Raw genomic sequence first — 13,272 nt, 5'->3', positions numbered from 1 at the left:
TCCTTGGCGCGCCGTTCCCGCTGGGCGCGGGCACGACCGCGTTCGCCGTCCGGATGGAAGAACATCGACGAGTCCACTCCACGGCACAGGCCCTGCATTTGCCAATCCCAGATATCCGCGTTGGGGCCAGGGAGGTGATTCGGCTGAGGCATGACAGCGACTCCTTGTCTGGATGGGGCACTCGTTTGATCGGCGCATGCACCGAGTCGATCGGCGCAAACACACAGTAAGCAAGCCAAAGAAATGGCGTCAATACCGCCAAATCGCAGGTCAACACCGGTGAAAATTCCGAAGAAGTTAACGGGTCGTTATGCAAGCGGACCGGTATACCATATCGAATCAGCCCCTCGAAAGCGGCCCCCGCATATGTCCTGACAATCTGCGTTGACCTGGTAATTCCCTTGCCGGAACTGACCTTTCAGAACACTACGATGGATGCGATGCCGACGCGCGGGCCCGACACGCATGTAACACAAACGAAATATGGACCACATTTGCCGGTGATCTGGGGGCCGAATTAATGTTTGTGACCACAGGTTAAATTCGTGCTAACTGTGCCTTGTGTGATGGTGTTCAGAACAGTGTCGCGGTCGGAGAAAACAGGGTCTGAAATGCGCAAACGTGCCTCAGGGTATGGGCTGTGGGAGCGGGCGGTGCAGCGGGGAGGCGTAGGTCACACCGCCGCCGCATTCACCATTCTGAACGCGGTCGGGCGCATCGCGCACGCCGACGATGACGACGTGCTGGCGTCGCTCGCGCTGTCCACACGCGCCTCACTATTGCGGCAGGCGGGGCGCCACGATGCCGCCGCACCTCTCGACGGTCGAGCCCTGGTGTACGTAGGTGCCGATCCGGGCGACGACCCGTGGCACCGGGCGGCCGTCCTCGACGCGATGGTCGGTCTGGCCGCCGACGATCTCGGTCTCCTCCGTTTCGACGCCGCACGCCGCCTGCTCGCCCGCGCTCGCCGCATGATGAACGACCGTGACGACGACTGGTTTGCGGGCCGGCGTCCGCGGCTGCGGGTCGAATGGGTGTCGGCGGAGCTGGCCGTATATACGGGCCGGCCGGCGTCGGCATGTCACCATGCCGACGCCGCGATGCGGCTGTGTGAGGCTGACGACACCCCCGAACGGCATCGGGTCAAGACGCAGTTGATCGCTGCGGCCGCGGCAGCCGCCGCCGGCGATGTCGACATCGCCCGCGACCTCGCGGCACACGTCACCACACGCGCACGTGACGCCGGGCTGCTCCCGCTGCTGTGGGCATCACTCGCCCTGCGCAGGGGTTTCGATCCCGCTGATCAGGGGGTGGAAGCCGACCTGGCGCGCGTTCGCGCCGAACTGATCGCCCGAGGGGTACCCTTTCCGGCCGACACCGGGGGAGCGGGTCGCCCGGGTATGGGTACGCATCGCTAAGGTTGCGTGAGGTGCCGACTCACGGACAACACACCACGACACATGTAACACGGGGATCTCAACTGACGATGAAGCTGACGGGTGGTGAGCTGGACGCGGCCGTCCGGGCCGCGAGGCTCGGCGACCGAGAAGCGCTCGCGTCAGTTCTCGAAAGTGTGCAGGACCCGATTCTGCGCTACTGCCGGGGGCGAATTGGAGTCGGAGAGCGGCATTTGTTCTCCGCCGACGACATCGCGCAGGAGGTGTTGATGGCAGTGATGACCGCGCTGCCCCGGTATGAGGACCAGGGCAAGCCGTTCATGGCCTTCGTCTACGGCATCGCTGCGCACAAGGTCGCCGATGCCATGCGAGTGGCCGGCCGGACCAAGGCGGATCCGGTCGAGACGATGCCGGAGATGGTCTCGTTTCTCGGTGGCCCCGAACAGCGCGCCCTGGACGCCGACGCCGACCGTCAGGTACGTCAGCTGCTGACCATCCTGCCCGAGAAGCAACGGGAGGTGCTGGTGCTGAGGTTGATCGTGGGACTGTCCGCCGACGAGACCGCCGACGCCATCGGTAGTACGGCGGGCGCGGTGCGCGTCGCCCAGCACCGCGCGTTGACGAAGCTGAAGAACGAACTCCGGAAAGGCAGGTGGAACCGATGAACGCCGAGCGTGACCCTGCCGAACCCCGGTGGGAAACGACCGAGCCGATCGACATGATGTCGGTGCAGGCCGACGACAGGTTCATCGAGGCGCTCACGGCGGACCTGCCGGTGACGACGCACGACGAAGCCGAGTATCAGCTCGCCGAGCTCCTCTCGGGCTGGCGTCACGAGACGCTCTCGGCCCCGCCCCCCGAGCTGCCGACCGTCGAAGAGGTGGAGAACGCCATCGCGGCGACAGAACGTGCTCGGCGTGGCCGCGGCATGGTCCGGCATCTGCGGGTTGCGTCGGGTGTCGCGGCCATCGTGGTGGTCGCGGTTGCCGGCCTGACCGTACTCGCCGAGGGGGCCTCGCCCGGTGATCCCCTGTGGGGTGTCAAGCGCGTCGTCTTCGCGTCCGCCGCGAGTGAGACCCAGGCATCGGTGGACGTCCAGTCGAATCTGGAGAAGGCCGAGGCCGCGGTCGCGGCCGGTGACACCACTCAGGCCGAGCAGCTGATCGCCGAGGCCGAGAAGGACCTCGCGCCGGTTCGTGACCAGGACACCCGCAACCGGATGACCCAGTGGATGGATCGCCTGCGCGCCGACGCGACGACGAAGACCTCGTCGGAGACGAGCACTGAGGAACAAGAAGCGACGTCGGATGAGTCTTCGGTGACGCTCAAGCCGCCCACCCTGCCGCTCACACCGACCACGCCGCCGCGTGATCTGCAGCAGGAGACGACCGCCGGACAATCGCCGTCGGTGACGGTTCCGACGGAGGTGCCGAGCCCGTCGGACATCCTCACGCCTACCAACCCCGAGGTTCCCGACACTCCGCTGCCGACACCGACCATCACGACGACACTCCCGGTGCCCACCGCGGAGATGCCGACAGCGGAGACGCCGACGACCCTTCAACCCACGATCACCCAGACCGTTCCCACCCAGGAACTGCCGCAACCGATTCTGCCGACCACGACTCCGTGGTGGTGGCAACCGACCTTCCCGTGATCGAGACACGAAACCGGGCCAGGGCTTGAGCGCCTTGGCCCGGTTTTCGTATACGGGGTCGGGAACGGTGTGGTGGTGAGACCTCAGCGCTCGTCGTCGATGTGGCTACGCGCGTCGGCGTATCCGCGGCAGTAGTCCCAGGTGACGTAAGCGTCGGGAGACGGGTCCACGGCCGGCTCGTGCGGACGAACGGTGCCGTCGATCAGCAGCTGCAGCAGATTCGCACGCAGCATGTCCCAGTCGTGATAGTGATCCTCGTGACAGTCGTCGCAGACGACGACGAGCCCGCGGACACCGCGGTGGGAGAGTAGCGCCTCATAGACCGCCAGGTCCGCCAGATCTTCTTCTACCGCCATCCGCTCGTTCTCGTCGAGGGGAATCCCCGGTTCCACGGAATCGAGAGCCGAGGCCGGGTCGCTGGGGTCGTCCGCGAACGGGTCTGGCGGGAGGCCGGGAGGCAGGTGGTCACGCACACTTCCACGGTAACCGATGTCGGCGCGGTGTTGGGGTGAGGACTCCACAGTTCGGGTGACCTGTGGAGAACCGGTCAGCGCAGGCTGGTCCAGTACATCGGACCCGGGCCGATACCATGGAGCAATGACGCACGTTCGCACCGGTGGAGACGACCCCGGCAAGGTCGCGATGCTCGGCCTCACCTTCGACGACGTCCTGCTGCTGCCGGCGGCCTCCGACGTCATTCCCAGTGACGCCGACACCTCGTCGCGGGTCACCAAGGAGATCACCCTCAAGGTACCCCTGGTGAGTTCGGCGATGGACACGGTCACCGAGTCAAGGATGGCGATCGCGATGGCCCGTGCCGGCGGCATGGGTGTCCTGCACCGCAATCTCTCGATCGAGGAGCAGGCGGGGCAGGTCGAGACCGTGAAGCGCTCGGAGGCCGGCATGGTCACCGATCCCGTCACCTGCCGGCCGACCAACACGCTCGCCGAGGTCGACAACATGTGCGCCCGGTACCGGATCTCCGGGCTCCCCGTCGTGGACGATACGGGTGAACTCGTCGGCATCATCACCAACCGTGACATGCGCTTCGAGGTCGACCAGTCGCGCCCCGTGTCGGAGGTGATGACCAAGGCCCCGCTGATCACCGCCCAGGAGGGTGTCTCTGCCGAGGCCGCGCTCGGCCTGCTCCGTCGCAACAAGGTCGAGAAGTTGCCGATCGTGGACGGCAACGGCAAGCTGACCGGCCTCATCACGGTGAAGGATTTCGTCAAGACCGAGCAGCATCCGCTGGCGACCAAGGACGCCGACGGTCGGCTGCTCGTGGGTGCCGCCGTCGGCACCGGTGATCCGCAGTGGGACCGCGCGATGGCACTCGCCGACGCCGGCGCCGACGTGATCATCGTCGACACTGCACACGCACACAATCGGCTCGTCCTTGACATGGTCGCGAAGGTCAAAGCCGAAGTGGGCGACCGTGTTCAGGTCGTCGGCGGCAACGTGGCCACTCGTGAGGCGGCGCTGGCGCTGGTGGAGGCGGGCGCCGACGCGGTGAAGGTCGGTGTCGGTCCGGGCTCCATCTGTACGACGCGAGTGGTCGCCGGGGTGGGGGCCCCACAGATCACCGCCATCCTCGAGGCGGTCGCGGTCTGCAAGCAGCACGACGTCCCGGTGATCGCCGACGGCGGTCTGCAGTATTCCGGCGACATCGCCAAAGCGTTGGCGGCCGGTGCGTCTACAGCGATGCTCGGCTCTCTGCTGGCCGGCACCGCGGAGGCGCCGGGTGAGCTGATCCTGGTGAACGGCAAGCAATTCAAGAGCTACCGCGGCATGGGCTCGCTCGGTGCCATGCAAGGGCGCGGGCAGGGCAAGTCGTACTCCAAGGACCGCTACTTCCAGGACGATGTGCTCAAGGAGGAGAAACTGGTCCCGGAGGGTATCGAGGGTCGGGTCCCGTTCCGCGGCCCGCTCGGTCAGGTGATCCATCAGCTGGTGGGTGGTCTGCGGGCGGCGATGGGTTACACCGGGTCGTCGACGATCGCCGACCTGCAGCAGGCGCGGTTCGTGCAGATCACGTCCGCGGGTCTCAAGGAATCACATCCCCACGACGTCACCCTGACCACCGAAGCGCCCAACTACTATTCCCGCTGAACGCGTTTTCCTGACGGATGCCCCTCGCGGGGCAGAAAGGCGCAACGGTGCGTGATCTTGTCGACATCGGAATGGGTCGCACGGCCCGCCGTACCTTCGAACTCGACGATCTGAGTATTGTTCCGTCCCGCCGGACCCGGTCGTCCAAGGACGTCTCGACGGCGTGGCAGATCGATGCCTATCGGTTCGAGTCCCCGATCCTGAGCCACCCGACCGACGCCCTGGTCTCACCCGCGACGGCCATCGCACTCGGCAAGCTCGGGGCGCTGGGCGTGATCAACGGCGAAGGGCTGTGGGCGCGGCATCGTGACGTCGAGGCCAAGATCGACGAACTCATCGCGGTCGCCACCGGCAACCCGGACCCGTCAGCCGCGGTTCGCTTTCTTCAACAACTGCATTCGGCGCCGCTGGACATCGGACTGCTGCGCGAGTCGGTGGCGACGGTACGCGAGGCGGGGGTGACCACCGCCGTTCGGGTCAGTCCCCAGCACGCTCTCGAACTGACCCCGGCGCTACTCGAGGCGGGCGTCGAACTGCTCGTCGTGCACGGCACCATCATCTCGGCCGAGCATGTCGCACAGGCGGATCCGGATGGTGCGGTGCGAGAGCCGCTGAACCTGAAGACCTTCATCGCCGATCTCGACATCCCGGTCATCGCCGGCGGAGTGCACGACCACCGAACCGCTCTGCACCTGATGCGTACCGGCGCCGCAGGTGTGATCGTCGGCTATGGCTCCGCACGTGGCGCGACCACGACCGCGGAGGTCCTCGGCATCGGTGTGCCCATGGCCACCGCGATCGCCGACGCCGCCGCGGCGCGGCGCGACTACCTCGACGAGACCGGCGGCCGCTACGTGCACGTCATCGCCGACGGTGACATCCACAACTCCGGTGACCTGGCCAAGGCGATCGCCTGTGGCGCGGACGCCGCAGTTCTCGGAACCCCGCTCGCGGCCGCCGCCGAGGCACCCGGCCGCGGTTGGTACTGGCCGTCCGCCGCCGCGCACCCCGACACTCCGCGCGGCGCCCTTCTGCAGGTCGCGACCGAGGAAGATCGGCCCAGTCTCGAGTCGGTGCTGAACGGCCCCTCCCAGGACCCGTTCGGCGAACTGAACCTCGTTGGTGCGCTGCGCCGTTCGATGGCGAAGGCCGGCTACAGCGATCTCAAGGAGTTCCAGAAGGTGGGACTCACGGTTCACGCCTGACACCCGTCGTCGTCGACGGCACCCGGAATCCCGCCGACGGCACCCGGATTCCCGCCGACGGCACCCGGATTCCCGCCGGCGCGGCGCGGCGAGGGAGGATCAGTCGAGTCCGCGAGCGATCAGGGTCTCGGCGAATCCGTCGGCGGTGCGCAATGCGGCGATGACGACCGGGGCGACGAGAATCCTTGCGCCGGGACGCAATCCGCGCGCCTGGCGGGCCTCGTCGACCTGTCCGACGACCTCGACCATCAGCGGGATGGATCGGATCGCCAGAGCGAGTGCCAGCGCCAGGTGGTCGACCGGTGCACCGACGCGGCGCAGCGGCCGTAATGCACCGACGATGGCGTCGAGGATGTCGGTGGTGCGGGTGGTCAGCGACACTGCCGCCGCGAGGGCGATTGATGCCGCGAGGACCGCGCAGACGACCAGCGCCCGCTGCCAGTCGGTGAAGATCACCTGGAAGACGAAGATGAACACCAGTACCCACAGAGCGGGACGGAGCTGACGCCAGGCCTCGCGGGGCCCGATCCGGCCCAGCGCGAAGACGCCCCCGACGGCGAGGGTGAGGACACCGATCGCGGGCAGCGTCCGCACCGTCAGCGAGATCGCCAGGATCGCCGCACCGAGCCCGAGGAGTTTCACCCCGGCCGGCAGCCGATGCAGCACCGACCCGCCTGGCCGGTAGACCCCGAGCGTGGTCACGACATCAGCTTCCGGTAGGCCGCGATGGCGGGCCGGGGTGCGTCGTCGGCGACGACGCGTCCGTCGTCGAGGACGACGACCCGGTCATAGTCGGTGAGCAACTCGAGGTCGTGGGTGAGGACCACGAGCTGTTCGTCGAGCGTCGCGAACACATCGCGCAACATCGAGGTGTTTCGTAGGTCGAGCAGCGTCGTCGGTTCGTCGGCCACCAGCACCTGCGGTTCGGTCACCATCACCGACGCGAGGGCCAGCAGTTGCTTCTGACCGCCGGAGAGCAGATGCGCCGGATGGTCGGCGTGACCGGCGAGCCCGAAGCGGTCGAGGACCGCGGCGGCCCTCGTCGCCCGCTCGCTGCGGTCGCGGACCGTGCGGGTCAGGGAGAGTTCGATGTCCTCGGTGACGGTCGGCATGATGATCTGCCGGTCCGGGTCACTGAAGATGAAACCCACTTCACGCCGGACACGGCGCTTCTCGCGGGCGGCGTCGATCCCGTTGACCCGGACCTTGCCGGCGTCGGGAACGACGAGCGCGTTGATCATGCGTGCCAGCGTCGACTTCCCGCTGCCGTTGGCCCCGATGATCCCGATCCTCTGCTCGGTGAGTTCCAGGTTGATCGCACGCAGCACCGTCCGGTCACCGAAGGCGTGCGTCACATCAGCGAACTCGATCATCGGGGGATATCGACGTGAGGTGGATCCCGGTCACCGGCCGCGGCGCAGCCGCAGAGGCGTGATCAGACCGGGATAGGCGCGATGGACCTGAGCGGCGACGAGGGCCGCGATCACCGCTTTCGCGATGTCTCCGGGGATGTAGGTGCCGTTGGTGGAGATCGCCGCCCAGAGCGACAGATCCGTGCGCAGCAGCAGACCGATGATGCCGCAGGCGTAGATCACCACCATGCCGCCGAGGATGTTGGCTGCGATACCCCACAGGATCCGGTACCTGGGCATCATCAGCGCGGTCAGCAGTCCGATGACGATGACGCCGGGCAGGAACCCGACGAAGAACCCGGCCGTCGGCGACGACAGCGCCACCAGGCCGCTGCGGCCACCGGCGAGGATCGGCAGTCCTGCGATCGCGAGGATCGAGAAGATGATCACCGCGAGTGTGCCCTTCCGGGGTCCGATCACGGCGCCGGCCAGCATGACCCCGAGCGTCTGCAGGGTGATCGGCACGCCGGAGGAGCCGATGGTGATCGTGCCCGGCAGGCCGAGCGCGGCGATGAGTGCCGCGAACACGGCTGCCTGGGTCAGATCGGTCACCGACAGGGAGAATCGCCGTGTCGGCGGCGGTGCGTCGGTGGTCTCGGGCATGTCAGCATTATGTCCCCAGGCGCGCATGCACAATGCCCCGGGTGGCGACACCAGGGGCATGTTTCCCAATTCCCTTTGCGGGTCTTGGCGGCTCGTTGGCCCTCTGGCGGCGTTGTCGTCGGTCACGATAGCTGCCGCTATCGCTCCCTCCTCCGCCTTGCCAGAGAACCAACGACTCCGCCAATACCTCGCAGAAGAATTGGGAGACACGCCCTAGACTCTTCGGCGTGACCGATTCTTCTGCCGAATCCTTCGTCGACGGCCCGCGCCCGGTGCTGGTGATCGACTTCGGCGCACAGTATGCGCAGTTGATCGCCCGCCGGGTTCGTGAGGCCCGCATCTACTCCGAGGTGATCGCCCACGACGCCCCGCTCGACGAGTTCAAGAAGCGCGATCCCGTCGCGCTGATCCTGTCGGGAGGTCCGGCATCGGTGTACGCCGACGACGCGCCGGCACTCGATCCCCGCGTGTTCGATCTCGACGTGCCGGTCTTCGGCATCTGCTACGGATTCCAGGCGATGGCGGCCGAACTCGGTGGCAAGGTCGCCAACACCGGCGGGCGGGAGTTCGGGCGGACCACGATGTCGCTCACCGGCGAGGGTCTGCTGCACGAGGGCCTGACCGAAACCCAGCCGGTGTGGATGAGCCACAACGACGCCGTGCAGACCGCGCCGGAGGGTTTCGTCGTCACCGGGTCGACGCCGGGGGCGCCGGTGGCGGCCTTCGAGTGCGTGGAGCGTCGGATGGCCGGGGTGCAGTATCACCCCGAGGTGATGCACACCCCGCACGGTCAGCAGGTGCTCACCCGCTTCCTCTACGAGATCGCCGGCCTGGAGGCGACCTGGACACCCGCCAACATCGCTGACACACTCATCGACGCGGTCAGCGATCAGATCGGTGACGGCCTCGCGATCTGTGGACTGTCCGGCGGCGTGGACTCCGCGGTGGCTGCGGCGCTGGTCCAGCGGGCCATCGGGGATCGTCTGACCTGCGTGTTCGTCGATCACGGACTCCTGCGGGCGGGGGAGCGTGAAGAGGTGCAGCACGATTTCGTGGGGGCCACCGGCGCGCGGCTGGTGACCGTGGACGCCGAGGACACCTTCCTGCGTGAACTCGCCGGGGTGAGCGATCCGGAGACCAAGCGCAAGATCATCGGCCGCGAGTTCATCCGATCCTTCGAGGGTGCGGTCTCCGACGTGCTCGGTGACCGCGAGTCCGAGGGTGACAAGGTCGAGTTCCTCGTCCAGGGCACCCTCTACCCGGATGTCGTCGAATCCGGCGGCGGCAGCGGCACCGCGAACATCAAGAGCCACCACAACGTCGGCGGTCTGCCCGAGGACCTGGAGTTCTCGCTGGTCGAACCGTTGCGTCTGCTATTCAAGGACGAGGTGCGTGCGGTGGGACGCGAGCTCGGGCTGCCGGAGGAGATCGTGGCGCGCCAACCCTTCCCGGGCCCGGGACTGGCGATTCGCATCGTCGGAGAGGTCACCGCAGACCGGCTGGAGATGCTCCGCAAGGCCGATCTGATCGCGCGTGAGGAGCTGACGTCCGCGGGCCTCGATGCCCAGATCTGGCAGTGTCCGGTGGTTCTGCTGGCCGATGTCCGCAGTGTGGGTGTGCAGGGCGACGGCCGGACCTACGGTCATCCGATCGTGCTCCGACCGGTGTCGAGCGAGGATGCGATGACCGCCGACTGGACCCGGGTGCCCTACGAGGTCCTCGAGGTGATCTCGACCCGGATCACCAACGAGGTGCCCGACGTGAACCGGGTGGTCCTCGACGTGACGAGCAAGCCGCCGGGCACCATCGAATGGGAATGACGCCGTCCCGTCCCGTTCCGGGCGCGTTGGTATAGGCAAAACCTCTGGGGCACAAGGACTCGGCTACCAAGTCGCGCTGGGCGGTCGCGACGTGAGGTCTGTCAAATGCGCGCCCAGTGCTCGCCCTCTGGCCGGTGAACATGCCACCTGGAAGACCGGCGCGTCGTCACCGCTGTGGCTCTACATTGCTTGCCCACGTGGGCTTTTCGAGACGAAGCAACGTCCAGCAGGGCGATGGTCAGAGCCGGAAGAGCATTGTCTCCGCGGTCAGTCCCGGGCCGAACGCCATCGCGCTACCCATGCCGGTCGGGCCGCCCTCGGCTGCTCGTCGCATCATCTCTGCAAGGACGAACAGCACTGTGGCCGAGGACATATTCCCGTAGTTCTGGAGAACGTGTCGGGAGGCGTCGAGCGCGTCCTCGTCGAGTTCGAGTGCGCTCTCGACTGAATCGAGAATCGATCGTCCGCCTGGGTGAATCGCCCAGAGATCGATGTCGGCCGGCGTACGACCCGCCAGGATGAGCTTGAGGTTGTCCGGATTCAGCGCTTTGCCGAGTTGGCCAGGGACCTTACCGGACAACACCATATCGAACCCGATGTCCCCGATGCGCCATGTGATGAGGTCGCGAGTATCCGGGACCATGACCTGCTTGAACGAGTCGAGTTCGATCCCGGTCTCGTCGGCGGAGACGATGGCGGCGGCGCAACCATCCCCGAAGATGAGGAACGAGAGCATCGACTCCAGGCTCTTGGGTTTCTGCAGATGCACCGAGCACAGTTCGACGCTCACCAAGAGAACCTTCGCCTGGGGGTTCGCCCGGACGATGTTGTTGGCGGTCTTGAGTCCCGTGATGCCGGCGAAACACCCCATGAAGCCGATCTGGGTGCGGTCGATATTCGGACTCAGACCGCAGTTCTTGATGAGGTCATAGTCGATTCCCGGCGAGTAGAACCCGGTGCAGGTGACGAGGACGAGATGGGTGATCTCGGCCGCTTCGTCGCCGAGATCCAGACCCTCGACGGCACGCTGAGCCAGCTTGGGGGCCTTGTCCTCGTACTCGATCATCCGGGTCTCGGTGGCGATGTCGCTGGGATTGTTCCCATAGAACTTCACGGGATCCTCAACCGATGACCAGCGGTGGTCGATCTGCGCGCGTTCGGCCATGCGCTGGAACAGGAGCATCTTGCTGCGCTGTTCCATCAGTTCGGGTGCGTACTCGATGAACATGTCGTGGCAGTCCAGCGAGGGTACCGCAGTACTGATCTGGTTGACGTAGGCAGCAGCCATGGGCGAGGTCCAAACCTTGTCTACAAGCGAATGAGTGGGCGCAGTCCAGGTAGATGAAAACTTCAGTCTAGTATTGCAATTGGCCAAGAGCTAAGCGACGACGTCATGTCATGCGACAGTGGTTCCGCGGGATCGACGATGACACCGGAGATCATGCTACGGGTGAATCACTGTTGTTTGCAACGGGATACAGAGTGTTTCAGATGGTGATGCCCGTCTGGGAACGGGATACAGAGTGTGTCAGATGGTGATGCCCGTCTGGGAACGGGATACAGAGTGTGTCAGATGGTGATGACCGTCCGGGAACGGGATACAGAGTGTGTCAGATGGGCCCCGTCTGAGGGAGAGTGGTGAACAAAGCCATGCGAGCAATCCTCTGCAGCGCACCCCTGACCGGCCATCTGCAGCCGATGATCGCCATCGGTCGGCAACTGATCGCCGACGGATCGACCGTCGCCGTGCTCACGAGTGCACACTTCCGCGACCGGGTCGAGCGTGCCGGACTCGAACACATCGCACTCCCATCGGAGTGCGACTTCGACGAACGGGACCTCAACGGGCAGTTCGCGGGGCGTGCTCGAATGCCCGGCTTCCTGCGTTCACGCTACGATCTCGAGCACTTGTTCATCCGATCTATCTCGGCTCAGCACGATCGCCTCGCCGCCCTGCTCGCCGAGCGCGACATCGACGTCGTGCTCGCCGAGAACTTGTTCCTGGGTGTATTGCCGTTACTCAGTGCGGCGCAGGCGAACAGACCCCGCGTCGCCGCTGTGTGTATGACCCCGCTGATGGCCAACAGCGCAGACACCGCGCCGTTCGGCCCGGGGTTTGCACCGTCCACTACGCGTGCCGGGATGTTGCGGAATCGGCTGCTCACGCTCGGCGCGACATCAGTGGTGCTCCGTCGCGCACAGCGAAGTACCGATGCGGCCGTCAGGGACGCGGTCGGGTGCAACGCAGCGTCCTTTGTCCTGGATTGGCCGCTGCTGGCCGACGACGTGTTCGTGCTGACAACACCGTCGTTGGAGTATCCGCGTCGCGACCTCGATTCGAAGTTGCGGTACGTCGGGCCGGCTCTGGGTCGAGCCGATTCCGGTCAGGCGCCGCCAGTGTGGTGGGATCGCGTCGACGGTCGACGGCCCGTCGTTGTGGTGACTCAGGGGACCCTGGACAATGAGGACATGAGCCGCCTCGTCGAGCCCGCCATCACCGGCCTTGCCGACTCCGGTGCGCTGGTCGTGGCGACCACCGGCGGCCCACCGGTGGAATCGGTCAGGGTGGCCGCGGCGAATGCCGTCGTCACCGAGTTTGTTCCATTCGACATGATGTTTCCGCACACCGATGTCCTGGTTACCAACGGCGGTTGGGGTGGAGTGCATTTCGCCTTGACCCATGGGGTGCCGATGGTCGTCGTCGGATCGACCGAGGACAAGGGCGAAGTTGCTGCCCGAGTCGCTCGTTCGGGAGCGGGAATCCGATTGCGGCGCAATTCTCCTGGCGCGATTCGACGTGCGGTGCGCACGGTGCTCGACGACCCGTCTTTTCGAGACCGTGCGGCCGTCCTCCAATCCGAGATGTCAGGGTTGGACGGGGCATGCGCAATCAGCGATGCGTTGAGCAGACCCCCGATCGACGCGCGTGAGGCTCGGGATTCGTTGCCGCCCAGGTGATCCCCATCCGAGGGCAGCAACACGGCTCGAGCAACTCCCACTGCGGATCTGTGAGAACGCGGTGACATGACACGCCGACCATCTTCAGCCGCAAACAACACGTCAGGATTT

13 protein-coding genes are annotated in these 13,272 nt (G+C 66.1%); 7 read left to right on the top strand and 6 right to left on the bottom strand.

The window, feature by feature from the left end; all coding sequences use genetic code 11:
* A partial coding sequence (locus GORHZ_RS30330; RefSeq protein ID WP_006337432.1) for a WhiB family transcriptional regulator occupies positions 1-152 on the bottom strand: 152 nt, incomplete at its 3' end.
* 459 nt (positions 153-611) lie between these two features.
* Here GORHZ_RS30330 and GORHZ_RS23070 point away from each other — a divergent pair.
* The 3 genes from GORHZ_RS23070 to GORHZ_RS23060 all read left to right on the top strand — a co-directional run bounded on the left by GORHZ_RS23070 (position 612) and on the right by GORHZ_RS23060 (position 3,054).
* Positions 612-1,418 carry a hypothetical protein gene (locus GORHZ_RS23070; RefSeq protein ID WP_006337431.1) on the top strand — a complete coding sequence of 269 codons (807 nt, stop codon included), beginning with the start codon at positions 612-614 and terminating at the stop codon, positions 1,416-1,418.
* A 68-nt stretch (positions 1,419-1,486) separates the two neighbouring features.
* Positions 1,487-2,062 (top strand): sigma-70 family RNA polymerase sigma factor, encoded by a 576-nt coding sequence (locus GORHZ_RS23065; RefSeq protein ID WP_006337430.1) that lies wholly within the window; start codon positions 1,487-1,489, stop codon positions 2,060-2,062.
* Positions 2,059-3,054 (top strand): anti-sigma-D factor RsdA, encoded by a 996-nt coding sequence (locus GORHZ_RS23060; RefSeq protein WP_006337426.1) that lies wholly within the window; start codon positions 2,059-2,061, stop codon positions 3,052-3,054. The genes GORHZ_RS23065 and GORHZ_RS23060 overlap by 4 nt, the downstream gene beginning before the upstream one ends.
* Before the next feature lie 83 nt (positions 3,055-3,137).
* On the opposite strand, the gene GORHZ_RS23055 is transcribed toward GORHZ_RS23060, so the two are convergent.
* Positions 3,138-3,527: a DUF5319 domain-containing protein gene (locus GORHZ_RS23055; RefSeq protein ID WP_006337425.1), complete on the bottom strand. Its 390-nt coding sequence runs from the start codon at positions 3,525-3,527 to the stop codon at positions 3,138-3,140.
* A 124-nt stretch (positions 3,528-3,651) separates the two neighbouring features.
* Between GORHZ_RS23055 and guaB the strand changes: the two genes are divergently transcribed.
* Both guaB and GORHZ_RS23045 read left to right on the top strand, forming a co-directional pair.
* On the top strand, positions 3,652-5,163 hold the full coding sequence (guaB, locus tag GORHZ_RS23050; RefSeq protein ID WP_006337424.1) for an IMP dehydrogenase: 1,512 nt from the start codon (positions 3,652-3,654) through the stop codon (positions 5,161-5,163).
* Between the two features lie 47 nt (positions 5,164-5,210).
* On the top strand, positions 5,211-6,368 hold the full coding sequence (locus tag GORHZ_RS23045) for a GuaB3 family IMP dehydrogenase-related protein (protein WP_040533130.1): 1,158 nt from the start codon (positions 5,211-5,213) through the stop codon (positions 6,366-6,368).
* Positions 6,369-6,467: 99 nt separating this feature from the next.
* On the opposite strand, the gene GORHZ_RS23040 is transcribed toward GORHZ_RS23045, so the two are convergent.
* From GORHZ_RS23040 to GORHZ_RS23030, 3 genes are read right to left on the bottom strand one after another with little or no spacing between them, the layout of a single operon-like run.
* Positions 6,468-7,070 (bottom strand): energy-coupling factor transporter transmembrane component T family protein, encoded by a 603-nt coding sequence (locus tag GORHZ_RS23040; protein WP_006337422.1) that lies wholly within the window; start codon positions 7,068-7,070, stop codon positions 6,468-6,470.
* The gene (locus GORHZ_RS23035; RefSeq protein WP_006337421.1) at positions 7,067-7,741 is read right to left on the bottom strand and encodes an energy-coupling factor ABC transporter ATP-binding protein; all 675 of its coding nucleotides are present in this window, start codon (positions 7,739-7,741) and stop codon (positions 7,067-7,069) included. The genes GORHZ_RS23040 and GORHZ_RS23035 overlap by 4 nt, the downstream gene beginning before the upstream one ends.
* A 30-nt stretch (positions 7,742-7,771) precedes the next feature.
* Positions 7,772-8,383, bottom strand: coding sequence for a biotin transporter BioY (locus tag GORHZ_RS23030; RefSeq protein ID WP_040533128.1), 612 nt, complete (start codon positions 8,381-8,383; stop codon positions 7,772-7,774).
* 227 nt (positions 8,384-8,610) lie between these two features.
* On the opposite strand from GORHZ_RS23030, the gene guaA reads away from it, so the two are divergent.
* A complete protein-coding gene (gene guaA / locus GORHZ_RS23025; RefSeq protein ID WP_006337418.1) occupies positions 8,611-10,203 on the top strand; it encodes a glutamine-hydrolyzing GMP synthase in 1,593 nt (530 codons plus the stop codon).
* 238 nt (positions 10,204-10,441) lie between these two features.
* On the opposite strand, the gene GORHZ_RS23020 is transcribed toward guaA, so the two are convergent.
* Positions 10,442-11,491, bottom strand: a complete 1,050-nt coding sequence (locus tag GORHZ_RS23020) for a type III polyketide synthase (RefSeq protein WP_006337412.1) — start codon at positions 11,489-11,491, stop codon at positions 10,442-10,444.
* A 362-nt stretch (positions 11,492-11,853) separates the two neighbouring features.
* Here GORHZ_RS23020 and GORHZ_RS23015 point away from each other — a divergent pair, with 362 nt between their 5' ends.
* Positions 11,854-13,161, top strand: coding sequence for a glycosyltransferase (locus GORHZ_RS23015; RefSeq protein WP_006337411.1), 1,308 nt, complete (start codon positions 11,854-11,856; stop codon positions 13,159-13,161).
* Positions 13,162-13,272 lie beyond the last annotated feature (111 nt).

The organism is Gordonia rhizosphera NBRC 16068 (genome assembly GCF_000298195.1).
GTDB classification, from domain to species: Bacteria; Actinomycetota; Actinomycetes; order Mycobacteriales; family Mycobacteriaceae; genus Gordonia; species Gordonia rhizosphera.
Note: the sequence above shows the minus strand (reverse complement) of the source record. Positions and strands in the feature narration are given on the sequence as shown.

Coding starts and splice junctions, on each gene's coding strand:
- GORHZ_RS23060 (WP_006337426.1), top strand. CDS start 2,059: ATGAACGCCGAGCGTGACCCTGCCGAACCCCGGTGGGAAACGACCGAG.
- guaB (WP_006337424.1), top strand. CDS start 3,652: ATGACGCACGTTCGCACCGGTGGAGACGACCCCGGCAAGGTCGCGATG.
- GORHZ_RS23035 (WP_006337421.1), bottom strand. CDS start 7,741: ATGATCGAGTTCGCTGATGTGACGCACGCCTTCGGTGACCGGACGGTG.
- GORHZ_RS23020 (WP_006337412.1), bottom strand. CDS start 11,491: ATGGCTGCTGCCTACGTCAACCAGATCAGTACTGCGGTACCCTCGCTG.
- GORHZ_RS23030 (WP_040533128.1), bottom strand. CDS start 8,383: ATGCCCGAGACCACCGACGCACCGCCGCCGACACGGCGATTCTCCCTG.
- GORHZ_RS23015 (WP_006337411.1), top strand. CDS start 11,854: ATGCGAGCAATCCTCTGCAGCGCACCCCTGACCGGCCATCTGCAGCCG.
- GORHZ_RS23065 (WP_006337430.1), top strand. CDS start 1,487: ATGAAGCTGACGGGTGGTGAGCTGGACGCGGCCGTCCGGGCCGCGAGG.
- GORHZ_RS23070 (WP_006337431.1), top strand. CDS start 612: ATGCGCAAACGTGCCTCAGGGTATGGGCTGTGGGAGCGGGCGGTGCAG.